This is a genomic window from Polyangium sp. 6x1 (assembly GCF_029946515.1).
In the GTDB taxonomy this organism is placed as follows: Bacteria; Myxococcota_A; Polyangia; order Polyangiales; family Polyangiaceae; genus Polyangium.
On sequence record NZ_JARZHH010000077.1, the window covers coordinates 1 to 23,713 of the forward strand.

The 23,713-nt window shown below is 69.3% G+C and carries 20 protein-coding genes; 14 read left to right on the forward strand and 6 right to left on the reverse strand.

Annotation, left to right across the window (positions count from 1 at the left end):
* Positions 1-1,622, forward strand: a 1,622-nt coding sequence (locus tag QHF85_RS41990) for a hypothetical protein (RefSeq protein ID WP_281333084.1), incomplete at its 5' end; no start/stop codon positions are given.
* Between the two features lie 69 nt (positions 1,623-1,691).
* Here QHF85_RS41990 and QHF85_RS41995 read toward each other — a convergent pair.
* Positions 1,692-2,924 (reverse strand): hypothetical protein, encoded by a 1,233-nt coding sequence (locus QHF85_RS41995; RefSeq protein ID WP_281333085.1) that lies wholly within the window; start codon positions 2,922-2,924, stop codon positions 1,692-1,694.
* On the reverse strand, positions 2,921-3,097 hold the full coding sequence (locus QHF85_RS42000; RefSeq protein ID WP_281333086.1) for a hypothetical protein: 177 nt from the start codon (positions 3,095-3,097) through the stop codon (positions 2,921-2,923). Before QHF85_RS42000 ends, QHF85_RS41995 begins: the two co-directional genes overlap by 4 nt.
* Before the next feature lie 518 nt (positions 3,098-3,615).
* Between QHF85_RS42000 and QHF85_RS42005 the strand changes: the two genes are divergently transcribed.
* Both QHF85_RS42005 and QHF85_RS42010 read left to right on the forward strand, forming a co-directional pair.
* Complete coding sequence (locus QHF85_RS42005; RefSeq protein ID WP_281333087.1) at positions 3,616-4,701, forward strand: hypothetical protein; 1,086 nt, start codon at positions 3,616-3,618, stop codon at positions 4,699-4,701.
* 464 nt (positions 4,702-5,165) lie between these two features.
* Complete coding sequence (locus QHF85_RS42010) at positions 5,166-5,660, forward strand: hypothetical protein (protein WP_281333088.1); 495 nt, start codon at positions 5,166-5,168, stop codon at positions 5,658-5,660.
* Positions 5,661-5,678: 18 nt separating this feature from the next.
* On the opposite strand, the gene QHF85_RS42015 is transcribed toward QHF85_RS42010, so the two are convergent.
* On the reverse strand, positions 5,679-6,152 hold the full coding sequence (locus QHF85_RS42015; RefSeq protein WP_281333089.1) for a hypothetical protein: 474 nt from the start codon (positions 6,150-6,152) through the stop codon (positions 5,679-5,681).
* A gap of 423 nt (positions 6,153-6,575) precedes the next feature.
* Here QHF85_RS42015 and QHF85_RS42020 point away from each other — a divergent pair, with 423 nt between their 5' ends.
* Positions 6,576-7,067 (forward strand): hypothetical protein, encoded by a 492-nt coding sequence (locus QHF85_RS42020; RefSeq protein WP_281333090.1) that lies wholly within the window; start codon positions 6,576-6,578, stop codon positions 7,065-7,067.
* Positions 7,068-7,399: 332 nt separating this feature from the next.
* Here QHF85_RS42020 and accC read toward each other — a convergent pair whose 3' ends face one another.
* Complete coding sequence (accC, locus tag QHF85_RS42025) at positions 7,400-8,905, reverse strand: acetyl-CoA carboxylase biotin carboxylase subunit (protein WP_281333091.1); 1,506 nt, start codon at positions 8,903-8,905, stop codon at positions 7,400-7,402.
* A gap of 189 nt (positions 8,906-9,094) precedes the next feature.
* Here accC and xseA point away from each other — a divergent pair, with 189 nt between their 5' ends.
* Genes xseA through QHF85_RS42040 form a run of 3 tightly spaced genes read left to right on the forward strand, consistent with a single transcriptional unit; the run spans position 9,095 to position 13,483 of the window.
* Entirely contained in the window at positions 9,095-10,558 is a 1,464-nt protein-coding gene (xseA, locus tag QHF85_RS42030) for an exodeoxyribonuclease VII large subunit (protein ID WP_281333092.1), read from the forward strand.
* Positions 10,551-11,483 (forward strand): shikimate dehydrogenase, encoded by a 933-nt coding sequence (locus QHF85_RS42035; RefSeq protein WP_281333093.1) that lies wholly within the window; start codon positions 10,551-10,553, stop codon positions 11,481-11,483. Before xseA ends, QHF85_RS42035 begins: the two co-directional genes overlap by 8 nt.
* Positions 11,480-13,483, forward strand: a complete 2,004-nt coding sequence (locus tag QHF85_RS42040) for an amylo-alpha-1,6-glucosidase (RefSeq protein ID WP_281333094.1) — start codon at positions 11,480-11,482, stop codon at positions 13,481-13,483. Before QHF85_RS42035 ends, QHF85_RS42040 begins: the two co-directional genes overlap by 4 nt.
* Here QHF85_RS42040 and QHF85_RS42045 read toward each other — a convergent pair.
* On the reverse strand, positions 13,437-14,363 hold the full coding sequence (locus tag QHF85_RS42045; RefSeq protein ID WP_281333095.1) for a glycosyltransferase: 927 nt from the start codon (positions 14,361-14,363) through the stop codon (positions 13,437-13,439). The genes QHF85_RS42040 and QHF85_RS42045 overlap by 47 nt on opposite strands.
* A 433-nt stretch (positions 14,364-14,796) precedes the next feature.
* The gene (locus tag QHF85_RS42050; RefSeq protein ID WP_281333096.1) at positions 14,797-15,537 is read right to left on the reverse strand and encodes a class I SAM-dependent methyltransferase; all 741 of its coding nucleotides are present in this window, start codon (positions 15,535-15,537) and stop codon (positions 14,797-14,799) included.
* Positions 15,538-15,643: 106 nt separating this feature from the next.
* On the opposite strand from QHF85_RS42050, the gene QHF85_RS42055 reads away from it, so the two are divergent.
* From QHF85_RS42055 to QHF85_RS42085, 7 genes are read left to right on the forward strand one after another with little or no spacing between them, the layout of a single operon-like run.
* Positions 15,644-16,489, forward strand: a complete 846-nt coding sequence (locus QHF85_RS42055) for a methyltransferase domain-containing protein (RefSeq protein ID WP_281333097.1) — start codon at positions 15,644-15,646, stop codon at positions 16,487-16,489.
* Positions 16,486-17,436, forward strand: coding sequence for an NAD-dependent epimerase/dehydratase family protein (locus tag QHF85_RS42060; RefSeq protein ID WP_281333098.1), 951 nt, complete (start codon positions 16,486-16,488; stop codon positions 17,434-17,436). Before QHF85_RS42055 ends, QHF85_RS42060 begins: the two co-directional genes overlap by 4 nt.
* Positions 17,433-18,614 (forward strand): glycosyltransferase, encoded by a 1,182-nt coding sequence (locus QHF85_RS42065; protein ID WP_281333099.1) that lies wholly within the window; start codon positions 17,433-17,435, stop codon positions 18,612-18,614. Before QHF85_RS42060 ends, QHF85_RS42065 begins: the two co-directional genes overlap by 4 nt.
* A 12-nt stretch (positions 18,615-18,626) precedes the next feature.
* The gene (rfbF, locus tag QHF85_RS42070; protein WP_281333100.1) at positions 18,627-19,415 is read left to right on the forward strand and encodes a glucose-1-phosphate cytidylyltransferase; all 789 of its coding nucleotides are present in this window, start codon (positions 18,627-18,629) and stop codon (positions 19,413-19,415) included.
* Entirely contained in the window at positions 19,400-20,437 is a 1,038-nt protein-coding gene (locus QHF85_RS42075; protein ID WP_281333101.1) for a GDP-mannose 4,6-dehydratase, read from the forward strand. The genes rfbF and QHF85_RS42075 overlap by 16 nt, the downstream gene beginning before the upstream one ends.
* Entirely contained in the window at positions 20,434-21,966 is a 1,533-nt protein-coding gene (locus tag QHF85_RS42080; protein ID WP_281333102.1) for an MOP flippase family protein, read from the forward strand. The genes QHF85_RS42075 and QHF85_RS42080 overlap by 4 nt, the downstream gene beginning before the upstream one ends.
* The gene (locus QHF85_RS42085; protein ID WP_281333103.1) at positions 21,966-23,681 is read left to right on the forward strand and encodes an asparagine synthase-related protein; all 1,716 of its coding nucleotides are present in this window, start codon (positions 21,966-21,968) and stop codon (positions 23,679-23,681) included. Before QHF85_RS42080 ends, QHF85_RS42085 begins: the two co-directional genes overlap by 1 nt.
* Positions 23,682-23,713: the final 32 nt, after the last annotated feature.

A 23,713-nucleotide genomic window follows, 5' to 3' on the forward strand; every position in this document is an offset into this window, starting at 1 on the left:
CGGGCGGCGCGGGCGGCCAGGGCGGCGAGGGCGGCGCGGGCGGCGCGGGCGGCGCAGGCGGCGCGGGCGGTGCAGGCGGTGGAATGGGGGGCAGCGGTGGAATGGGGGGATCGCCCGAGGAAAAGGTCGCCGAGCAGCTCGAGGCGGTTCGCAACGATCACGCTGCCCTCGTGGGGTTCTTGCGAAAAATGCCGAAGGGCGCCGATTTGCATAGCCACACCTCGGGCGCCGTGACGCCCGAGAGCATGATCGAGTGGGGAGCGGCGGACGGGGCCTGCTTCAACGCGACCACGGGTTTTGCCTCGGCCGGGCCTTGCATGGGCGAGGCCGTGCCCATGTCGAATGCGCTGAATGACCAGGCCCTCTACGACAGCATGCTGATGGCTTGGTCCATGGAGGGCTTCATGGGCACGCTGCTCCAGGGCCACCAGCACTTCTTCGATGCGTTCGGGAAGTTCGGCGCCGTCCTCAACGAGTCCCGCGGGGACGACATGCTCGCGCAGGTCCGCTCGACGGCGGGGCACAACAATCAGGTTTACATCGAGCTGATGCAGGGCTTCGGCTCGGGCGCCGTCGGCACCATCGCCGAGTCCAAGGTCATGCCGGGCGACGCGTGGGATGAGCCCTACCTCTTGCAGAAGCGAACCGAGATCCTCGCGGAGCCCGGCTTTCAGACGGCCATCAACAACGCGAAGGCGAGCATCGCGAGCGCGCTCTCCGGCTCCGACGTGCTGCTCAACTGCGGCAGCGCCATGGCCGACCCCGGCTGCAACGTCGAGGTGCGTTTCATGGTCGCCGGCACCCGCACCCGGTCGCGCGCGTACGTCTTTGGCCAGTGGGTCTTCGGATTCGAGCTCGCGCAGGTCGTCCCCGAGCTCGTGGGCGTCAACCTCGTCTCGCCGGAGGAGGATGCGAACTCCCTCCTTTATTACAACGACGAGATGCTCGCGGTGAGCGTCCTCCGCAAATTCAATGATCAGGATCCGAGCCGGAAGACGGTCCACGTCGGCTTGCACGCGGGCGAGCTCATTCCCCAGGTCCTGCCCATGACGCCGGCAGGACAGGCGGAGCTCACCTATCACATTCGCAGTGCCGTCGACATCGCGGGGGCGGAGCGAATCGGCCACGGGGTCGACGTGCTGGGGAGGACGGCAGGCGAGGGCGCCGACCAGCTCCTCGCGACCATGGCCGAGAAGGGGGTCATGGTCGAGATCTGCTTGACGTCCAATGACACGCTGCTCGGCATTGCGGGCAACCAGCATCCGTTTGGCGCGTACATGGCGAAGAATGTGCCCGTGGCGCCGTCGACCGACGACCAAGGCATCCTTCGGATCGAGATCACGGACGAGTATGCGCGCGCCGTGGAGGAGCACGGCCTCGGCTACGTTGCGCTGAAGAAGCTCGCCCGCACGAGCCTCGAGCACGCGTTCATCGAGGGCAAGAGCATCTGGAAGACGCGCGACGATTTCACCACGCGTGTCGACGAATGCGCGGCCGACGTCCCGGGGTCGACGGTGTCCGCCGCGTGCGACGCCTTCCTCGCGGCGAACAACAAGGCACGCGTCCAGTGGCAGCACGAGAGTGATACGGCCGCGTTCGAGCAGTCCATCGTGCAGCCGTGACGCCTGGCCTGCCGAGCCGCCTTTCCTGGGATGAGCTGATCATCCGCCGCGGAGAGGCGGCTCTCTCCCTCACCACGAAACGCACGCGAGCGGCACGGTCGCGTTGACGTTCGACACAAGCTGCGACGAGCCGTTGCTGCTCGTCACGGTCCATGTGTTCGCGTCCCCCGCGATGGTGAAATACGGGCTGATGAAGGCCGACCGCCATAGAGCGATCACGTCGAGCCGCGAGGCTGCCCGGAATCCAGCGCCAAACTCCGTCACACACGCCGTATCCTTCGACGCGTTCGTCAGCACGCTGTTGACGGTGCTGCGTGTGAACTGAATCGGTGCGGCCAATCGAACACACGCGAGGGGCACGGTTGCGTTGACGTTCGACACGAGCTGCGAAGAGCCAGTGGTACTCGTCACGGTCCATGTGTTCGCGTCCCCCGCGATGGTGAAATACGGGCTGATGAAGGACGACCGCCACAGCGCGATCACGTCGAGCCGCGAAGCTGCCCGGTAGCCAGCGCCGAATTCGGTCACACACGACGTATCCTTCGACGCATTCGCGAGCACGCTGTTGACGGTGGCGCGCGTGAACATCAGGTCGTTGCCCGAGCCTGCGGCGCCCGTCGGCCCCGCGGCGCCCGTGGGCCCCGCGGCGCCTTCCGGCCCCATGGGTCCCGTCGGCCCTGTGGGCCCGTCCGGCCCCTGCAATCCCATGGGACCCATGGGCCCCGCAGGCCCCGTGGCTCCCGTGGGCCCCGTGGCTCCCGCGGGGCCCATCGCTCCTGTCGGCCCCACCGGACCCGCCGGCCCCGCGAGCCCGGCCGGATCCCCGACCCATTTCCCATTTTCGTCGATCACCACGCCCACGCCGTCGATCGAGACCGACCGAGGCGTGATGTCCCCCGTCACGTTCCCCGCGAGCATGGCGTAGGGAACACTGCGGATCGCAGCCCGCGGCGACATCTCCGGGTCCGCGCCGACCTTGATGCCCAGCCAGCGGACGGAGCCATCGAACACATCGGCTCCGAATGTGGTGGTCTCCCCGAGCGCCACCGAAAAATAACCCTCGTCGAACGTGACCTCACGCGTCTCGGTCCACAGGGCGTTGGAGCTTGCCGGGTCGGAACCGTCGTAAATGGTGAAGACGATATCCAGCGTGCCGTTCACGGCCGTTCCCGCCGCGTCGTAGAGCCGGCCCTGCTGCGTGATCTGGGAAGGGACCGCGGCCGAGGCCGCGGGCGATACGAGCATGGCGCCGAGCGCCACGAGACCGACCGAACACCAATGCTGGAGGGTTCTGTTCTTCATTTCGAGCTCCCATTCGAGCCAGCGAGCCCGCCCTGCAAGCGGTGGCTCTGTCCCTTCATCGTTTCCTGGGCCAGCGATGGCTGGCCGAGCGTGAACACCATTTGATACCCCGGACTCTTGCTCACGGTACCCGCGTTGACGACCTCCACGGCCCCCGGCCCATTGTTGGCCATGGGCCCGCCTCCCGTGCCACTGCCACTGCCACTGCTCGCGCTCGAGCTACCACCGCTCCCCCCCGAACCACTGGTCGAGCTCGAGCTGCCTGCAATCCCGCCCGTGCCGCTCGATGTCGCTCCTTCCGAGCTACAACCTGGTGCACAAGCACTGGCCAGCAGGACGAAGCCTGCCGCCGCCCGCGCCAGGTATCGACCGTGGGGCCAGGACTGAATCGTCATTGCCACGATGCCTCCATCCCAAAGAGTCGAAGACGTCCTTGACGGGGATGTGCGCTCTTCAGGATTGAAGGAGGATACCCGCGACGGCGCCCGACCGAAAGGCCGGCCTTGCGTCGCTGTGGCATTGGTTGACCGATCACGCGCGGCTGCGACAGGGGAACGGGCCGGAGCCGCCGCTTCCACGGATGGATCCGACGGCGCTTTACGCCGCGGCTCATCCGTGGTGAATCGGGGGCGCCCAGAGCATGTCGCACGACAGCGCGCAGCAGCCCCCCACGGACGACATCGAGCGGGACGTGTCCGCCTTGAAGCCGGTCGGGCGCGGGCGTGTCGTCGCGCGGATTCTTGGTGGCATTGCACTGGTGTTGCTTGCCCCCGTTCTGATCCTCTTCGTCGCCGCGAACGGCGTGACGATTTTCACGCTGGCCCTCGGGGCGCTGTTCGTGGCGATGGGCCTGATGACCATGATCCGGCCTCCGCCTGCTGGACCCAGGCGGGTCGCATGGATCACAGCCACAGCACTCTGCTCGATGGGTGTCTCGACGTTCATCGTCGCGAGATTCGTCGTCGCGCCTCCGCCTCAGGAATTTCACTTCGTCGAGGAAGGCCGTCGTGATGCGTCGCCGCCATGGCTCAGCCGGCTCGTGGAGGAACGGGAGACGGTCCTGGCTGGATTGTACTTCTCGGATGCGCTGGGGCTCATCAAGGGGCCTGAGCGGGATCACCTCGATCAGCTCCTTCGCAACGCTTACGCGGAATCACCGCCTCCGTGGCCCAATGCTGTTCTCATCGAGTCCTCTTCCGATGCTTCGAGACACCTCGAGCATGTTCCAAAGGGCTCGATGGCCGTTCCGTGTTTCGTATTTCTCCACGGCTTCGGCGGTCAACTCACGGCCTATGTACGGGTGCTCCACCAGGCGTTCGGCGACCGGTTCGTGATCGTCGCGCCGTTCCTCGACTCCACGGGCGCATTCTGGACGCCGCGCGGCAAGGCGGTGGTGAGCGCTCTCGTCACCAAGCACTTGCCCCCCGAGGTCGATCGATCACGTGTCTTCCTCGTCGGCCTGTCGAATGGCGCGGTGGGGGCGACGGCGATCCTGCAAGATCCAGAACTGTCACGGCAGTTCCGCGGATTCGTCCTCGTCTCCGGGATCGGCGAGGTTGCGCAGCCGAGCGCGGGGGCGAATGTCCTTCTGATTGCAGGTACCAAGGACACGCGGTTTCCGCTGGACCACATGCAGAACACGGCCGAATCGCTGCGAGGGAGCGGGGCTCGGGTCGAGATCGAGACGTTTCCGGCAGACCATTTCCTGTGGTTGAGCCACGCACGAGAAATGACGGCGGTCATCGACGGGTGGCTATCAACGCAGTTGCGAGAATGATGCGCGGCTGGCCTTGTCCGTACCCTCGTGACGTCGTGTCCTGACGCAGCGTCCTCTCCTTATCAACGGCACGCATTCATCACCCCCAGCGATAGCGTCGTAGGTTTTCAACTACGCCCTCGTCGCACTCGCCGGATTGCCGCGTCCGTCATCCAAACGAACTCGCGTCAGAGACGGGCCCGTCTTCGGGGTGGTCCGATATCGCATGACGGCGGGTATCTCCGAGATCCCGGCCCACGTGTGCGTGGCTTGGCCCGGTGAGCCCGAGGGGCTTTCTTCTTCATGGCGGCGGCGGGGGGGAGGGCCAGGGTACGGGAGGTCGGGGACGGGGCTCAAGCCCCTCGACGCATGGCCGGATACATTTGCGATGGGCTGCCGCCTCCTGCCACGCGTCCGGGCTGTTGCCCGAATGTTGTGTATTTCGCTCCCGGTTTTTACGATGGCCTCATCGCAGAGGTGGGGGCATGAGAGCGCTCGTCGTCGGCTTGCTTTTCGTGTGGTTCGCCGTGCTCGGCCCGGCTTGCTGGGATCCCGAGTGCAAGAACCCGAAGAGGGGAGCGCCGAACGGCGAGGCGGGCGCCCGCGAGGGGGTTCTCGTCCAGTGCAACGTGGTGCTGACCTGCGCGCTGCCAGGCGGAGGTGACAGTCGATTCCCCTTGGTGGGAGTGGAGGACACGCAGATCATCGACCGCAGAAGCTCCGTCGACAACGAAGATGCGTGCATCGAAAGGACCAAGGAGCGCGGGATTCAGGCGCGGTGCGGCATCCTCGAAGTTGCACCCAAGGTCGTTTGCCTCGACCCACCAGGTTCGAATGGCTGTGGTTCGAGCCCGGGAAATGGCACCGTCATCATCGTCGGGAGTGCGGCCAGCGGCGATTTCAAGGGCGACCCGCCGGGCGAGGGAGGAACGGACGACTACGGTAGCGGGTATGGGGCGGGGGATCAGGGGGGGCTCTGATCTGCCACGAACGAAACATCAATCCCTGCGATCAGGCGGCAGATACCACTGCGTGCCGACGAGGGCCGGGCATCTCTTCTCCACCTCCACGTTGAGGCAACCGAAGTAGGCGTTGATTCCCGCCAACGTGTTCGTGTGACGAGCCAATGGCTCGCATAGACGCTCCGCCTCGAACTGGAGGCTCCAGAAGAGCGCCCCCTCTTCATCCTCGCACGGCTTGCACCAGATTGGATCGAGCTCCGTGCATGCCACGTGATTCGGGCATTTCGCCATCACGCAACCGGCCTGGCAGGCTTCCTCCTGCCCCGCGGGTGGCTTCTGGCAGATCTCCCCGCCCGCCTCGCACAACTCGAACACCGCGGCGAGGTCCTTGTCGCAGGCGTCCGCCCCGAGTGTGTCCGACGAGGCGCGCCGGACCTTCATGCCGACACCGACGGCCACGGCGATCGGCAAGGTGATCGCAGCGGCGAAGAGCTTTTTTTGGCGGGTCATGTGCCGTATCCCCCGTGTGCCCCTGGCCACTCTACAGGAGCCGACGCGCGTGCGCGAATGTTCCGCGTCTCTGGAAACACGCCCCCGTCACCCCCAGCGATGATCTCGTAGGCCTTTGTCCCCCGCCCACGCCGCCCTCCCCATCTTCGCCCGTCCCTCGCCCACACGACCGCCCCTCGCCTCCCCACCGCCCCCGACCCTCGCCGGCCGCGTCTCCTCCTCTCCCGCGCCACGCCCTCGTGTCTCCGGAGACTCGGCCCCGCCTCGTCCGCCCCTCGCCCCCATCCCCCCGCGCACACGTCCCCGTCGCCTTCTTGCTCGACCTCCATTCTTGAAGACACGGCCTCGTCCAACACGCGCACTGCAATCATGCAGCCCGACAATACAACCCTATACCCCCCGCATTCGGGGAGGAGTCTTCCGATGTCCGATCCCAAGCATCCCGAGCCGAACGATCAGATCATTGACGTCTCGGACCTTGCCCTCGTCGACATCACGCCCGACCACATCAACCGTCTGAGCAAGCTGCGCGAGGGGTACGACGTTGCCGTCAAGACCGTCGTGACCGCCTCGCCCCTCGCTCTCCAGCGCGCGGCCATCCATCCGGGTGAGGTCGCGGCGCTCGCTGCGAATTGGGCCGATGTCCAGCGCATCGACGAGGTCGTGCCCGCCGTGGAAAAGCTCCTGGAGCTCCTCCACGAGACGCGCCTCATGCGAGGTCACGAGATCGCCATGCGGCTCGGCGAGATGGCGCAGCAGATCCGTCGCCGTGCCGATCGCTCTCCCGGCGGCGCCGAAATCCTCGCGCCCTTCGAGGCCTTGCTTGCCTACCAGTCGGGCCCCGCGCTCAAGGCCGTCGCGACCAAGGAAAAGGCCCGCGCCAACGAAGAGGCGCCAAGCCCCTCTGTGGGTTGATGACCGAGGGCGTCTCGCTGGGGCGTTGCCCCAGGCCCCACCAGGAGCTGTCCGCTCCTGGACCTGGACCAGCGCCCGCGCTGGACTGAGGGTCGATGAACTGCGCTCCGCGCAGTTCATCGAACAGCCGGGGTCAAGACCACGAGCGATCCTGCCAGCCAAGACGGCAGCGCTGATGATTCAACCGGCGGGGCGGTCCCACCGGCCTGTGGGAAGAACTGCGCATCGCGCAGTTCTTCCCCAAATGGTCCAGGGCTGGCCCTGGTCCGGGTCGAGGGGCGGATAGCCCCCGCGGGGCCCGGGGCAGCGCCCCGGCGCTACGCCGCCACTGCCTACCGCAACACCCGCGACCGATGCTGGTCGACCCACGGGGACAGGCGGCCGCGGTCTTCCAGCGCTTGGCCCTCTGTCCTCTGCGCTTTCCGCTCGGCGCGCGCTGCGGCCACTGCGATGGCTGCGGCCAGGGTTGCTTCGTCTTCCTCGCGTACGTCCGAGTAGCCGAGCAGGGTTTCCTTGTTTTCTTCGATGAAGCCTGTCGTGTAGCGGCCTTCGATGAAGGCTGGGTGGGCGAGTAGCTTCTCGTGGAAGACGATGTTCGTCTTGATGCCCGTCACTACGTACTCCGAGAGTGCGCGGCGCATGCGGTGGAGTGCGGTTTTTCGGTCTGGACCCCATACGCTCACCTTCGAGACGAGGGGGTCGTAGTGGCTCGGCACCGTTGCTCCTTCGTAGAAGCCGCCGTCGTCGCGCACCCATGGGCCTGCGGGCGTGCGGAGTGCTTCGATCTTGCCGGGGCTTGGCAAGAAGCCGATCGGGTCCTCGGCGTAGATGCGGCATTCGATCGATGCGCCTCGACGCACGATCTCCTCCTGCCGCCAGGAGAGTTTTTCGCCTGCGGCCACGCGCACCATCTCGGCCACGAGGTCCGTCCCCGTGATCCACTCCGTGATCGGGTGCTCGACCTGCAGGCGCGTGTTCATCTCCAGGAAGTAGAAACTTCCGTCTTCGCCGAGAAGGAATTCGAATGTGCCGGCGGAGAAGTAGCCGACCGAGAGGGCGCCCTTCACGGCGACTTCGCCCATGCGGCGGACGAGCTCGGGGGTCGCGACGGGGCAGGGGGTCTCTTCGACGACCTTCTGGTGGCGACGCTGGATCGAGCAGTCGCGCTCGAAGAGGTGGACCATGTTGCCGTGGCGATCGCCGATCACCTGGATCTCCACGTGCCGCGGCCGGAGGATCGCTTTCTCGATGTAGACCGTGGGATCGCCGAAGGCGCGCGCGGCTTCGCTCTGGGCGCGCTCGAAGGCGCTCGGCATTTCGTCGGCGTTGTGCACGAGGCGCATGCCTTTGCCGCCGCCGCCCATCGCTGCCTTGATCAGCACCGGGTAGCCGACGCGCTCGGCTGTTGCGCGTGCTTCCTCCACCGTCGAGGCGTCGCCGCCGGGGGTGATCGGGACGCCTGCGGCGGCCATCTTGGCGCGTGCGGCTGTCTTCGAGCCCATCGCTGCCATCGCGCGGGAGGGCGGGCCGATGAAGGTGATGCCGGCGCGCTCGCAGGCTTCCGCGAACTCGCTCTTTTCCGAGAGGAAGCCGTAGCCGGGGTGGATCGCGTCTGCGCCGGATTTGCGCGCGGCGTCGAGGACACGTTCGATGTCGAGGTAGCTCTCTCGTGCGGGCGCGGGGCCGATGCAGTAGGCCTCGTCGGCGACCCTCACGTGGAGTGATTTGCGGTCGGCTTCGCTGTAGACGGCGACGGCGGCGATGCCCATCTCGTGCAGCGTGCGGATGATGCGGACGGCGATCTCGCCGCGGTTGGCGATGAGGACCTTGCGGATCACGGACGCCACGTAGCACGGCTCGGGGCGGGGCGGGTGGGGGTTCGGGGCGCAGGGCGCCGAAGGCGAGCTCGGTGCCCCGAGCGTCAAGGAAACGGGTTCGGGGCGCAGGGCGCCGAAGGCGAGCTCGGTGCCCCGAGCGTCAAGGAAACCCTTTCCCTCTGGCCAGTTACGAGCTACCTCTCGCCCCCCGTGGAGCGACGCGAATCGGGCCCTGCCCTCTCTTTTCACGGGGCAGGCGACCCCGACGAGGTGGCGGCCTACCAGCCTCGGGCGAGCTCCTTGGAAGGCCGCGCTGCCGCGGACGAGCCCGAGGTCCTCTCCGTGGCCGCGCTCGATCAGCGGCTCCGCCGCGCCGTCGAGCACGCGTCGCAGGACGCGCGTGTGCTCGGCGAGGTCGGGGGCTTCCGGCTGCATTCGAGCGGGCACGCGTACTTCACGCTGAAGGATGAGCGCGAGGACGCCCTCATCAACTGCGTCATGTACAAGACGGCCGCGCCGCGGGCGCGGAAGCTGCTCGCGGATGGGGTGCGTGTGGTGCTGACCGGGCGCGCGACCGTGTACGCGCCCCGCGGGCACCTCCAGTTCTCCGTGACGGACGTGCGGCCGGTCGGGCGCGGCGCGCTGCTCGAAGCGCTCGAGCGGCTCAAGCAGAAGCTCGCGGGCGAGGGGCTCTTCGCGGCCGAGAGGAAACGCGCGCTGCCCGCGGATCCGGCCGTGATCGGGGTCGTGACGAGCGGCAATGGCGCGGCCATCCACGACATCGTGACCGTGTCGTACCGGCGCGGCGCGCCGCGGATCCTGCTCGCGCGGGCGACGGTGCAAGGGCCGGGGGCCGCGCAGTCGATGGCACGCGCGCTCGATCAGCTCGCGCGCGTGCCCGAGGTGGAGGTCGTGATCCTCGGGCGCGGCGGCGGATCGGCCGAGGATCTCTCCGCGTTCAACGACGAGGCGCTCGTCCGTAAATTGGCGAGTTTTCCGGTGCCGGTCGTGAGCGCCGTCGGGCACGAGGTCGACGTGACGCTGACGGATCTCGCGGCCGACGCGCGCGCGGCCACGCCGTCGCAGGCCGCCGAGATGCTCGTCGCGGATCGGCTGGAGCGGCGCAAGCACCTCCGTCACCTGTACACGCGCATCGCGCGCGCCACGCGGCAGGCGCTCGAGCGGCGGCGCGTCGTCGTCGACAGGCTCGCGCGGTCGATCGGCTCGCCGGGGGATCTGCTCGCGGAGCGGCAGCAGAAGCTCGACGAGGCGACGATGCGGCTCGAACGCGCGATGGAGCGGGCGACGTCGCGGCGCAAGGAAGGGCTGTCGGAGATCGAGCGGCGCCTCGGCGCGCGGCACCCGCGGGCGGTGATCGCCGGGGCGCGCGCCGCGATCGGACCGCTCGAAGTGCGGCTCGTGGCGGCCGAGCGCCGGAAGGTCGAGGGGCTGCGGACGACGCTCGGGCGGCATGTGGCGCGGCTCGACGCGCTCTCGCCGCTCGGCGTGCTCGCACGCGGGTACGCCATCGCGACGACTGCGTCGGGGCGCGCGGTGCGGGCCGCGAAGGAGGTCGGCGTGGGGGAGTCCATCACGGTGCGGGTGCACGAGGGCGCGCTGCGCGCCGAGGTCACGGCCGTGCTCGATGCCGAGGGCGAGGGCAACGATGGCTGATGGAAAGGTCTTCGCGGTCCTCGGGCACCCGGTGGCGCACTCGCTCTCGCCGGTGATTCATACGGCCGCGTACGCTTCGCTCGGCTTGCCGCACGTGTACCGGGCGATCGACGTGCCGACCGCGGCCGAGCTCGTCGCGGTCGTCCACGAGGTGCGCGTGGGCGCGATCGGCGGGGCGAACGTGACCTTGCCGCATAAACGCGCGGTGCTCGATCTCGCGGACGAGGTCGACGCGAGCGCGACCGAGCCGGGGGCGGCGAACGTGCTTTGCCGCGGCGAGGACGGCCGGCTCCGGGCCTACAACACGGACGCGGACGCCCTCGCGGACGACATCGCGGCGCTCGCGCCCGACGCGTCGCGCAAGCGGGCGATGGTGATCGGCGGGGGCGGAGCGGGGGTCGCGGCCGTGGCTGCGTGCAAGCGGTTGGGGTTCAAACTGATCGCCGTGACGTCGCGCTCGTGGGCGCGGTCGGAGAACGTCGAGACGGCGCCGTCGGCCGAGCAGGTGCGGCGGATGGGGGCGTTGCCCTTGCCCTGGCCGGGGCCGGGCGAACCCGCGCCGGACAGCTTTGCCTCCCAGGCGTTGCGGCTCCAGTGGTGGGATCTCGCGCGTGGCGCCTCGCTCGTCGTGCAGGCCACGAGCGCGGGCATGCTCGGCAAGGATCCGGGCGAGTCGGTCCGGGATGTCGTTCCGTGGGACGATCTCGGAAGCGACGCGTTCGCCTACGACGTCGTGTATACCCCAAGAATGACGCCGTTCCTGCACGCCGCCGCCTCGCGAGGCCTCCGGGCCGAAGGGGGGCTCGGGATGCTCGTGCGACAAGCCGCCCGCTCGATCGTGCTGTGGACCGGGCAGGAGCCCCCGCTCGACGTGATGCGAAGGGCCGCCGAGGACGCGCTCGATCGAGGAGGGCACACGGTATGAGCGGGAGCGGAGGCGCCTCGGGCGCGTCGATCTGGCCGCACGTCGAGGTGAGGCGGGATCTCGGGCGCGCGATCTTCCGCGAGTGGGTCGCGAGCAACGGCGCCGGCACCTACGCGAGCTCGACCATCGCGAACATGCACACGCGGCGCTACCACGGCCTGCTCGTCGCCGCGCTGGAGCCGCCGCGCGCGCGGCACGTGGTGCTGTCGCACGTCGACGTGGCGCTGAAGTCGCTCGCGCCGCGCGGGCTGTGGGATCTCGCGACCCATCAGTTCCCGGGGATCAACCCGGAGCGCGGGCCGTTTTACCTCGATCGCTTCGATCAAGATCCGGTGCCGCGCTGGACCTACGCCGTCGGCGGCGGCGAGCTCGAAGTGTTGCTCGCGCTCGTGCGCGGCGAAAACGCGGCCGTCCTGCGCTACACGTGGCGCGGGCCGCATCCGGTCGTGATGACGCTGCGGCCGCTGCTCGCGATGCGGCACATGCACCAGCTCATGCGCGAGCACGGGGCGATGGAGCAGCGCGTGGAGCTGCGCGCAGGGGAGATGCGCGTGCGCCCGATGCGCGCGCTGCCGCGGCTCTGCTTCCGCTACGAGGGCACGTTCGTGGGCTCGCCGGACTGGTGGCGGCGTTTCGAATATCTGCTCGAACGGGATCGCGGGCTCGAGTTCCAGGAGGATCTCTGGACGCCGGGCGTGTTCGAGATCCGCGCGGATGGATCGGGCGCGCCGAGCTTCCTCGTCGTGGGCGTGGACAAACTGCCCGAGGGCAAACCCGAGGAGCTCCTCGCGGCGACGGTCGCGGCGCTCGAAGCCGAGGATCCGGGGCCCGAGCGGCCGGCGCTCGAGCGCAAGCTCTCGGTCGCGGCGGAGCTCTACCGCGCGGACCTCGCGCCGGAGCCGGCGATCATCGCGGGCTACCCGTGGGCCGAAGGCTGGGGGCGTGATGGGCTCATCGCGCTGCCGGGGCTCTACCTCGCGACGGGCAAGGTCGAAGAGGCGAAGCGCGTGGCGCGCGGGATCGTGGCCAGCATGGAGGGCGGCCTCGTGCCGAGCCGGAGGGCCGATGAAGACGGTCGCCCCGACACGGCGTCGGCCGACGCGACGCTCTGGCTCTTCGAGGCGGCGCGGTGCTTCGCCGAGGTGCTCGGCGCGTCGGACCCGTTCCTGCAAAGCGAGCTCGTGCCGGCGATGACGGCCGCGTTCGAGGCGATCCTGCGCGGAGACGCGCCGAACGGGATCCACGTGACCGCAGACGGGCTGCTCGCCGCGGGCAAACCGGGCGACGCGCCGACGTGGATGAACGCGCGCGCATTCGGGAGGCCGGTGACGCCGCGCGTGGGCTGCGCGATCGAGCTGTCGGCGCTGTGGTCGCGCGGCTGCCACACGCTCGCGCAGCTCGCGCACACCGCGGGCGCGGGCTCGCTCGCCGACCGGGCCGACATCGCTTGCCGGCGGGCGCGCGCGGCGTTCCACGCGCGGTTCTGGTGCGAGCAGACGTCGTACCCGTTCGACGTGATCTCGGAGGCTGCCTCGGGCGAGGGCGCCTTCCAGGACGCGTCGATCCGGCCAAACGCGATCCTCGCGCTGGCGATCGATCCGGCCTGCTTCTCGCCGGAGCACGCGCGCGCGACGATCACGCGAGCGCGGACCGAGCTCGTGACCCCCGCGGGGCTCCGGACGCTCGCGCCTTCGGATGCGTCGTACTGCGCCTACTACGGCGGCAACGTCGCCGAGCGCGACACCGCATATCACCAGGGGACAGCCTGGCCGTGGCTCCTCGGGTTTTACGCGCGCGCAGTGCGAAACCTTCTGCCGGCGGAGGATCCGCTCGTGGTCGAGATCCCGGACCTGATCGCCGCGGCAGCCGATCGGGAGATCGCCGTGGGGCAGGTGCCCGAGCTCGCGAGCGGCGCCATGCCGTTCTCGCCGAACGGCGAGCCGGCGCAAGCCTTCAGCGTGGCGGAGCTCCTCCGCGCCCTGAAGAACGTGCTCGGCTGAGCTCGGCGAGGCCCGCCTTCGCGAGCGTCTTCCACGGGCGCGCATCGAAGCGCAGGCCGAGGTCGATCGCCTTCCGCGCGAGCTCACGCGCCCTGCGTGGATCCGTGGCAAGGTTCGCCTCGGCCGAGCGCAGGTAGGCAAGGGCGAGGAAGCGGTCACGCCGCCGCGGATCCGCAAAGAACCGCGGGTGCCGCTCGACCATGATCTCGTGCGTCTCGTGGTAGCGGCGGTCGTAGCTCTTCGAGACCTTCGCGGCGTTGCCGACGCGGTAGCGGTAGAGGATCTCGCCGCAGTGATAGCCGCGTCGCCCGGCCTCGGCGGCGCCGATGAGGAAGTCGTAGTCGCCGTTGCCGCGCGCAAGCTCGGCCGCGTAACCACCGAGCTCGACCCAGAGATCCTTGCGGTAGGCGCAGGGGCCAGGCGTGGGTTGTCCCGGGATGAAGTCGTCCCACGTGACCTCGCGCCGGTGTTTGTGGACGAGCGCGTAGGCGCCGAAGCGCTCGTTGTCGCCGTAAACGAAGGCCGCGTCGGGGTGGCGCGCGAAGGTGTCGAGGACGAGCGCGACGCTCCTCGGCACGAGCTGATCGTCGCCGTCGAGGTAGAAATGAAACGGCGTGTCGGTCAGCTCGAAAGCTTTGTTGCGCGTCGGATACGGGCCCATGTTCGAGGGCATCGCGTACTTCACGAGGCGCGGGTGTTCGAGCGACGCGAAGATCTCACGTGTCCGCGCGTGCTCAGTGCCATCCATCACGAGCACAGCGCGCCAGCGAGGATCGGTCTGCGCAAGCACGCTGTTCCAGCAGTCGAGCAGCCAGTCGCCCTCGGCGTAGCAGGTGATGCCAATCGTGATGAGCGGCGCGCTCGACGCGGGATCGTTCATGGCGTGTCCTCGGGTTTCATCTGGGGGCGCCTCGCTGGGGCTTTGCCCCAGGCCCCACCGGGGCTGTCCGCCCCTGGACCCGGACCAGCGCAAGCGCTGGACTCGGGGTCGATGAACTGCGCGATGCGCAGTTCATCGAACGAGCCGGGGCAAGACCACAGGCGATCCTGCCAAGCAAGACGGCGGCGCTGACGGTTCCGCTGGCAACGCGGTACCAACGGCCTGTTGGAAGAACTGCGCGCAGCGCAGTTCTTCCCCAAATGGTCCAGGGGTGGCTCAGCAAAGAGGGGGCGGACAGCTTGAAAAATTTTCCCCGCATCGACTGCGCTTCGCGCAGTCGATGCCCAGAGGTCCAGGGCTGGCCCTGGTCCGGGTCGAGGGGCGGATAGCCCCCGCGGGGTCCGGGGCAGCGCCCCGGCGCGGCGGTTCAACACTAGACGCGCACGTGGGCGAAGGTCGCTTCGATGTTGAACCAGCCGATGGCCTGGAGGACTTCGGCGGCGAAGAGGCCGACGCGGGGGAGGGGGACGATGCGCTCGGCGACGTCGCGGCGCAGGTAGTCCCGCTTGAAATACCGGGGACGACGACCGCCGAGGTAGCCTTCGAGCTCCGCGTACGTGAGCTTCTTGTAGTTCGGCGTCCCTGGATCCTCGCGGCGGGTCATGAGGTCGTAGAAGAGCAAGGTGCCGCCGGGGCGGAGGAGTGACAGGCAACGCTCGACGATCTTCTGCTTCGTCTCGGCGTTCGTGACCGACGTGAGCACGGCGAAGAGCATCACCACGTCGAAGGGGCCGCCTACGTCCGTTTCGAGGATGTTGCCTGCGAGGAAACGCACGCCGGCGCATCGCTGCCGCGCTTGCTCGATGCGCTCGGGCACGAGGTCCACGCCCACGAGCTGCGTGGGATCGGCGCCCATTTCCACGAGCCAGGCGAGGTTCGAGCCGCCGCCGCAGCCGACCTCCAGCACCCGGAGCGCGCGGAGATCCTCGAACGTGGAGGTGCCGATCTCCTGCAAGCTCTGGCGAATGCGGCGCTGGCGTTGGCGCTGGCACAGGTATGCGTGCGGCAGGATGGGCCACCACGCGTTCTGCGGCAGGAAACGTTCGCGGTAGAAGCGGCGGATCTCCTCCGTTTCATCGCCTTCGGCCGTCGCGCGGGCCTCGTCACGCTGCACGGGGGCCCGAGTGCCACGCGCGCTCCGATGCGTCAAGTCACGAGGGCCCTCGCCGCGCGCGTGTGGTTGCATCGATCGGCGAGGGGCCCTATACCCGGCGTCGCTTATGTCCGCTGCCCGCGATTTCCTGCGTGCCGAGCTCGAACGTGAGTACAGCGCTTGGTTCGGCCTGCCGCCGCGCTCGTTCCTCGACGGCGTGGTCGATGCGTGGATGGCCGACGATACGAACTCGAAGCATCGCTTCGACGCGATCGAGGCCGCGCTGCCGTCGGCGAAGCGGATCCTCGACATGGCCTCGGGCTGCGGGAGCGCCGTGTTCTACGGCCTGCTCCACGGCTACGACATGGTCGGGATCGATCCCGAGGGGTGGAAACACACGTTCAACGGGATGAAGGCGAAGGAGCGTGGGTACCCCGCGGAGTGGATGAGCCGCTTCCACGACGGCGTGGGCGAAGCGCTGCCGTTCCCCGACGACGATTTCGACTGCGTGACGAGCTACCAGACGATCGAGCACGTGCAGGACGTGGACCGCGTGCTCGCCGAGATGGTGCGCGTGACGCGGGCCGGAGGCGGGATCCACCTGCGCTGCCCGGACTACCGCGGCACGTTCGAGGGGCACTACCGCGTGCCTTGGCTGCCGCTCTTCCCGAGGCCGCTCGCGCGCGCCTACCTGCGGGCGATTGGCAAGCCGACTGCGGGGCTCGATACGATCCAGTACGTCACGAAGGGACGCGTGCTCGGGATCTTGCGGGATCTCGAAGCGAGGAGGCCGGGGCTCCGGCTGCGGATCGTGGACCTCGATCGGCAGGCGTTCACGTCGGGCAAGCGGCGGCTTCCGGGCGAGTTTTCGTGGTGGAAGGCGAAGCGGTACGCGCGAGGACTCTTTCGCGAGGAGACGGGCATCAACCTCTTCGTGTACGTCGAGGCGAAGGGAACGAAGGGCCGGCCGTGAGCCGCCTTCGCGTGCTGATCACGGGCGCAGCCGGGTTCATCGGGGCGCACGTGACGCGCTCGCTCCTCGAACAGGAGGCGCGCCTGACGCTGCTCGCGCGGCCGAGCTCGGAGCTCGGTCGGCTCTGGCGCGTGGCAGGGAAGCGGCTCGATCGAACGGAGCTTCGCAGGGTCGATCTCGGCGCGGCGGAGGCCGTTCGCGCGGAGATGCAGCGGGCGCGGCCCGAGGTCGTGATCCACCTGGCGGCGGACCCGCGCGCGCGGGCCTCGGAGGACGAGGCGGAGGCGATGCGCGCGCTCCACGTGGATGCGACGCGTGTGCTCGCGGAGGCTTCGATCGAGCTTGGCGCGCGGCTCGTCGTGGTGTCGACGAGCGATGTGTACGGCAAGCTTCCGTCGCCGCACGATGCGGAAGGCGAGGTCGCGCCGCGCACGCCGTATGCGCGCACGAAGGCTGAGGCGGACGCGATGCTGCTTGGTCCTCTGCGCGAGCAAGGGCTCTCGGCGGTCGTGCTCCGGCCCTACCTCGTGTACGGCCCGGGCGCGAAGCCGCGGCAGCTCCTCCCGGCGCTCATCGCCGCTTGCCTCGCGGAGCGGGACTTTCCGATGACCGATGGCTTGCAGCAGCGCGATTTCGTGTACGTGGGCGACGTGGCTCGCGCGGTGACGCTCGCCGCGACGGCGCCCGAAGCCGTGGGGCACGCGATCGACATCTGCACGGGCGCGCCGCGGAAGGTCGCCGATGTCGTGCAGCTCGTCGTCGATCGGATAAAGCCCGCGCGCGGCGGACCCGTGCTCGGCGCGACGGCGCGCCCCGCGGACGAGCCCGACGCGCACTACGGCGATCCCGCGCCCGCGGAGGCGCGGCTCGGGTGGAAGCCCGAGGTCTCGCTGGAAGAAGGCGTCGATCGCACGATCGACGCGGCTCGGGAGGAGCGCTCCACGTGAGCGGCCCGGAGCCCACGCGCCCCGCCGTCGCGTTCCTCCTCGGGACGGCGTTCTCGTTCACCGAGACGTTCCTCTTCAACCAGATGCGCTCGCTCTCGCGGTACCAGGCGATCACGCTCTGCCACCGCGTCGCCAACGAGGAGCGTTTCCCCTGGACCGAACCGCGGATCCTCGGGCGCAGGCTCCCCGCGCGGCTCGGTCAGGCGCTCCGGCCGCTGCATGGAAGGCTCACGCTCGATCCCGCGTGGATGCAGGCGCTCACGGAGACACGCGCGACGGTGCTGCACGGTCAGTTCGGCACGAACGGGCTCGTTGCCGCGGTGTATGGCAAGCAGCTCGGGTTGCCCGTGGTCACGTCGTTCTACGGCGGCGACGTCGGCATCCTCCTCGAGCCGCGGAAGCACCTGCGCCGCTACTGGCACTACATCCTGGGCAAGCGCGCGCTCTTCGAAGGCAGCGATCTCGTGCTCGTGCTCTCGACCGCGATGCGCGACGATCTCGTGCGCCTCGGCTGCCCCGCCTCGAAGCTCCGCATCCACCCGAACGGCGTGGATCTCGAGCGCTTCAGCCCGGAGCCGCGCGCCGAACGAAAGGGGCCGCTCTCCGTCGTGATGTGTGGCCGCGAGATCGAGAAGAAGGGCTTTTCCCATGGCTTCCGCGCCGTGCATCGCGCGCGCGCCGCGGGCGTGGATCTGCGCGTGCGGTGGCTGCCGGCGCCCGGTCCGCTCGGCGCGCCTTTGCGCGCGTTGATCGAGGAGCTCGGGCTCGGGCCGCACGTCGAGATCCTCGATCCGAAGACGGATCCGGCCGTCGTGATGCGCGAGAGTGATCTCATGCTCTGCCCCTCGGTGACGGCGGCGGACGGCGACAAGGAGGGCGTGCCCACGGTGCTCGTCGAAGCCGCCGGGACGGGCTTGCCCGCGGTCGCGAGCCGGCACGCGGGGATCCCGGAGATCGTGGTCGATGGTGAGAGCGGTTTGCTCTACGCCGAACGTGACGAAGAGGGCCTCGCCGCGGGCCTCGTGCGCCTCGCGAAGGATCCCGCGCTCCGCGCGCGCATGGGCGAGGCGGCGCGGCAGAAGGCCCTCGCGACGTACGACGCGCAGAAGCTCGCCATCACGCTGGAGGCGCACTACGACGCGCTGCGCGCGCTTGCTCCGCGTCGGGCTCTCGATTAAACGCTTTCGGCCGTGTCGCGTGAAAAGGTCGTCATCCTCGCGGGTGGCCAGGGGATGCGTCTCCGAGAGGAGACCGAGTTTCGGCCGAAGCCGATGATCACGATCGGTGATCGTCCGATCCTCTGGCACATCATGAAGAGCTACGCGCACCACGGGCTGCGCGACTTCATCGTGTGCCTCGGCTACCGGGGCGAGGTCATCAAGCAGTACTTCCTCGACTACCGCGCCATGAGCCGCGACTTCACCCTCGATCTCGGCAAGGGCGGCGCGATCACGCTGCATGAATCGCCGGCCGCGGAGGAAGAAGACTTCCGCGTGACGCTCGCCGAGACGGGGCAGCGCGCGATGACCGGCGCGCGCGTGAAGCGCATCGAGAAGTACGTCGACTCGGACACGTTCTGCGTGACGTACGGCGACGGCGTGTCGAACGTGGACATCGGCCGTCTCCTCGCGTTTCACCGCGAGCACGGCCGCATCGGCACGGTGACGGGCGTCTTTCCGCAGTCGCGCTTCGGCGAGCTGCTCCGCGACGGATCGCGCGTCGTCGAGTTCAACGAAAAACCCCTGATGCACGACGGCTGCATCAACGGCGGCTTCTTCGTCTTCAGCCGCCGCTTCTTCGACTACCTCGAGGACGACGACGGCTGCGTGCTCGAAGGAAAACCGCTCGCGCGGCTGGCGAAGGACGGCGAGCTCATGGTCTACGAGCACCGCGGCTTCTGGCAGTGCATGGACACGATGCGCGATCTGGAGATGCTCCGGGGCCTGTGGACGGGAGGCGCGCCGTGGAAGGTCTGGTGAGGGACGAGGAGGCCGATCGCGCGTTCTTCCGCGATCGTAACGTCCTCGTCACGGGCGCGACGGGGCTGCTCGGATCGTGGCTCAGCGAGCGGCTCGTCTCGCTCGGCGCGAACGTCGTGGGCCTCGTGCGGGACTTCGTGCCGACGTCGCGGCTCTTCGGCAAGGGCGCGAAGGGGACGACGATCGCCGAGGGCATGACGCTCGTGAGCGGCGACATCCGCGACCGGGAGCTGCTCGAGCGCGTGATGGGCGAGCACGAGATCGACTCGGTCTTCCACCTCGCCGCGCAGACCATCGTGGGCATCGCGAACGCGAACCCGGTGAGCACGTTCGAGAGCAACGTCGCCGGCGCGTGGAACGTCTTCGAGGCGGCGCGCAGGTCGCCGAAGGTGCGCCGCGTGCTGCTCGCGTCGAGCGACAAGGCCTACGGCTCCCACGACACGCTGCCGTACACGGAGTCGATGGCCCTGCGCGGCGAGCACCCGTACGACGTCTCGAAGTCCTGCGCGGACCTCATCGCCCGGACGTACTGGGTCACCTACCGCCTGCCCATCACGATCACGCGCTGCGCGAACCTCTACGGCGGCGGCGATCTCAACTTCAACCGCATCGTGCCGGGCGTCATTCGCGACATCCTCGCCGATCGCAGGCCCGTCATCCGCAGCGACGGCACGCTCATCCGCGATTACCTCTACGTCGAGGACGCGGTCGACGCGTACCTCGACCTCGCCCGCGCGATGGAAGATCCCGCGATCCACGGCGAGGCCTTCAACATCTCCGCGGGCAACCAGCTCACGGTGCTCGAGATGACGCGCGCGATTCTCGAGCGCATGGGTTCGAGCCTGGAACCCGACGTGCGCGGGCAAGCCACGCACGAGATCGCACACCAGTACCTCGACGCCGAGAAGGCCCGGCGCGTGCTCGGCATCAAGCCTCGTTACGGCCTCGTCGCCGGGCTCGATCGCACGACCGCCTGGTACCGCGATTTCTTCGCGCGCGAAGGCCGCCGCGCCGCCGGATGAGCCTCCTACGGAGCGCGGCGCGAGGCGGGGTCGCGCTCGGGGCGAGCCAGACCTTCGCCACGGCCCTCGGCTGGATACGGACGCTCGTCCTGGCGCGGATCCTCGTGCCCGAGGATTTTGGCCTCGTCGGGCTTTGCACGGTGCTGCTCGGCTTCCTCGGCGCGCTGAGCGACATGGGCCTCACGGCCGCGACGATCCAGCGCAAGGAGCTTTCGGACGGCCACCGCGACGCGGCCTTCTGGATGAGCGTCTCCATGGGCGCCGTCCTCTTCCTCGCGAGCATCGTCGCGGCCCCGGCCCTCGCGGCGTTCTATGGCGAGCCGCGCGTCGTCTCGCTCGTCCTGGTCTCCGCGCTCCCGCTGCTCATCGGCCCCTTCGCCTCCACGCATGCGGCGCTCCTGCGTCGTGAGCTGCGCTTCGGGCGCGTCGCGGCCATCGAGGCCGGGCGCAACGTCGCGGCGAGCGCCGCCACGCTCGGGCTCGCGGCGCTCGGCGTCGGGTACTGGTCGCTCGTGTTCGGCCCGCTCGCGAGCCACCTCGTCGGCGTCGTCGCGTACACGCTGTCGAGCCCGTTCCGGCCGCGCTTCCGCGCCACGTGGACGCACGTGCGCGAGCTCTTCTCGTTCAGCGCGTACGTCGCGGGGGCGAGCGCCATCAACTACCTCTCGGCGAACATGGACTACATGATCGTCGGCAAGCGGCTCGGGACCGCGGCGCTCGGCACGTACACGTTCGCGTACGAGACGATGACGTTCCCGCTGACGCGCATCGCCTCGCTCTTCGCCCAGGTGATGTTCCCGGCGTTCGCGACGATCCAGGACAAGCTCGACGAGATGCGCGAGACGTACCTGAAGATCTCGCGCGCCGTGGCGATCGTGAGTTTTCCGATCCTCGCGTGGGTCGCGGTCGTCGCGCCCGAGCTCGTGACGTTGCTCTACGGGCCGCGGTGGTTGCCCGCCGTGGGGCCGCTGCGCGCGCTCAGCGTGGCGGGCGCGTTGAAGGCCGTGGGCACGCTCGTGGGCATCATCTTCAAGTCCCGCGGCAAACCCGCGGTGGAGCTTTACTGGAACATCGCGTGGCTCGTGGGGCTCACGGCGGCGCTGCTCATCGGCGTGCGCTGGGGGGCGTTCGGCGTCGCCGTGAGCATCTCGGTCCTCTGCGTGCCCGGCACGCTCTTCACCGAGTGGCTCGCGTGCCGCTACATCGAGATGAAGCTCTCGCGGTTGCTCCGTGTGCTCGTCGAGCCGACCGTGGCCGTCGCGCTCGCGACCGCGGCCGGCGCGATCGCGCGGATCGAGCTGGCAGCGCTCCTGCCCGCGGGCCTCGTCGGGGACGTCGCGCGGCTCGTGGGGCTCACGCTGATCATGTTGCTCGTGTACGTCGCGACGCTCCGCGTGATCCACCCGCCCATCACGGCCGAGGTGCGCGCGTTCCTCGGGTACTTCCGGCGCGAGAAGAAGGCGCCCGCGAAGGCCCCGCCGCAGACCGAGGTGCCCGCCGAGGAGGCCGCCCCGAAGGAGGCGCTCTGATGCCCACGCTCGTCGGCGTGTACGCACCCGCAGAGGCCGAGCGCGAAGGCGCCGCGCTGTTCCGCGAGCTCACGCGTGACCTCGGGAGCGCAGCTTCTTCGCTGCACGAAGGATCTCTCCACGCCGCGGTGTTCCCGCAGCATGAAGGCGAGTGCATCGTTTGCCCCGATGCACCGGGCGCTCTGGGCCCCGCGATCGGCTTCGGCGGTGACGACAGAAAAACCCCTGCCGCGCGCCTCGTCCCGCCGTGGCTCTTCTGCCGCTGGGATGCCGCGCGGCGCGTGGCCGTCGTGGAGACGGATCGCCACGGCTTCGCGCTCGTCTACGTCCGCACCGTGGGCGCGTGCGTCGTGTTCTCCACGTCCGCAGCGCGCCTCGGCCGGCTCGCGCCGCGATCATCGCTCGATCCGCACGCCCTCGCCGAGCTGCTCGCCTTCGACCACCTCCTCGGGGAGCGCACGCTCCGCCGCGAGGTCACGGCCGTTCCCCAAGGCGCGGCCCTCGAGATCGGCCCCGCGGGCGCCTCGTTCTCGCGCCGCTTCCGCTACACCGAGCTTCCGCTCGATCGCGGTTCGTCCCCGGCCGCGGCCATCTCCGCGCTGATCCCGCTCTGGCGCGAGGGCCTCGCGGACGCGCTCGCCACGCGCGGCGATCAGCCCCTCGTCGTTCCCCTGAGCGGCGGCCTCGACTCGCGGCTCCTGCTCGCGACCGCCGTCGAAGCGGGCGCCAGGGCCGAGGCGTTCACCTTCGCGCGTACCGGCGAGCGCACGCCCGACATGGGTATCGCCGACGAGGTCTGCCGCACGCTCGGCGTCCCATGGCGCGCGCTCGGCCTCGACGACGATTGGCTCGTCGATCACGCCGCTCGCGCGTCGCTCCTGACCGACGGGCAGCTCGACATCCTGCATTCCTACGGCATCAGCCTCACGGGCTCGTTCCCCGAGGGACACCTGCGGCTCGACGGGTTCGCCGGCGACGTCGTGCTCGGCGGCAGCTTCCTGCGTCGCGAGCACCTCACCGCGCAGAGCTCCGAAGCGCGCCATCGCTTGCTCTGGGCTTCCCGCGCGCGCCTCGAACGTGCTCCCTGGCAGGAGCTGCTCGTGCCCGAGGCCCGCGGCGAGATGCTCGATCTCGCCCGCGCTGCCCTCGCGCAGAGCCTCGAAGCCGAGCCGCTCGACGATCCTCGCTGGTCCGACTTCTGGATCCTGCGGCACCGCATCCGGCGCTTCACGGTGAACGGCCCCTTGCTCTGGCGCAGCGTGGCGCGATCGGTCTTCCCGTTCTTCGCGCCGAGCTTCATCGATCGGCTGCTCGCGGTCGCTCCCGAGGCGCGCCTCGACGCCGCGCTCCAGGCCCCCTTCTTCTGGCAGGGGTTTCCGCGCATGGCCGCCATCCCGTGGCAGCGCATCGGCTGGCCGGTTCCGCGCGGCGGCGTGATGGAGGCGCTCCTCCGCCGCGTCCGCAAGCCGCCGTATCCGCCCGCCCAAGCCTTTTTCGATCACGACGCCGTCTTCCGCAAATCGGCGCGTCTTCGCACGTTCCTGCGCGATCTGCTGCTCGACCCGCGTACGGGCGTCGATCGTTTCGGCTGCTTCGACCGTGCCTCCGTCGCGCGGCTCCTCGCGGGCGTCGAGGCCGGCTCGCGCCGCGGCATGCCGCAGATCTCGCTGCTCGCGAGCCTCGTGCTCTCCGAGCGCACTTGGTCGCCCGGTTGAGAGCGTGTTCTTTTGCATCGACCGCATCGCGG

What these genes read in the sequence shown, in the direction of transcription:
- QHF85_RS41995 (WP_281333085.1), bottom strand. Translation starts at nt 2,924, where the DNA reads ATGAAGAACAGAACCCTCCAGCATTGGTGTTCGGTCGGTCTCGTGGCG.
- QHF85_RS42000 (WP_281333086.1), bottom strand. Translation starts at nt 3,097, where the DNA reads ATGGCCAACAATGGGCCGGGGGCCGTGGAGGTCGTCAACGCGGGTACC.
- QHF85_RS42010 (WP_281333088.1), top strand. Translation starts at nt 5,166, where the DNA reads ATGAGAGCGCTCGTCGTCGGCTTGCTTTTCGTGTGGTTCGCCGTGCTC.
- QHF85_RS42015 (WP_281333089.1), bottom strand. Translation starts at nt 6,152, where the DNA reads ATGACCCGCCAAAAAAAGCTCTTCGCCGCTGCGATCACCTTGCCGATC.
- QHF85_RS42020 (WP_281333090.1), top strand. Translation starts at nt 6,576, where the DNA reads ATGTCCGATCCCAAGCATCCCGAGCCGAACGATCAGATCATTGACGTC.
- QHF85_RS42035 (WP_281333093.1), top strand. Translation starts at nt 10,551, where the DNA reads ATGGCTGATGGAAAGGTCTTCGCGGTCCTCGGGCACCCGGTGGCGCAC.
- QHF85_RS42040 (WP_281333094.1), top strand. Translation starts at nt 11,480, where the DNA reads ATGAGCGGGAGCGGAGGCGCCTCGGGCGCGTCGATCTGGCCGCACGTC.
- QHF85_RS42045 (WP_281333095.1), bottom strand. Translation starts at nt 14,363, where the DNA reads ATGAACGATCCCGCGTCGAGCGCGCCGCTCATCACGATTGGCATCACC.
- QHF85_RS42055 (WP_281333097.1), top strand. Translation starts at nt 15,644, where the DNA reads ATGTCCGCTGCCCGCGATTTCCTGCGTGCCGAGCTCGAACGTGAGTAC.
- QHF85_RS42080 (WP_281333102.1), top strand. Translation starts at nt 20,434, where the DNA reads ATGAGCCTCCTACGGAGCGCGGCGCGAGGCGGGGTCGCGCTCGGGGCG.
- QHF85_RS42085 (WP_281333103.1), top strand. Translation starts at nt 21,966, where the DNA reads ATGCCCACGCTCGTCGGCGTGTACGCACCCGCAGAGGCCGAGCGCGAA.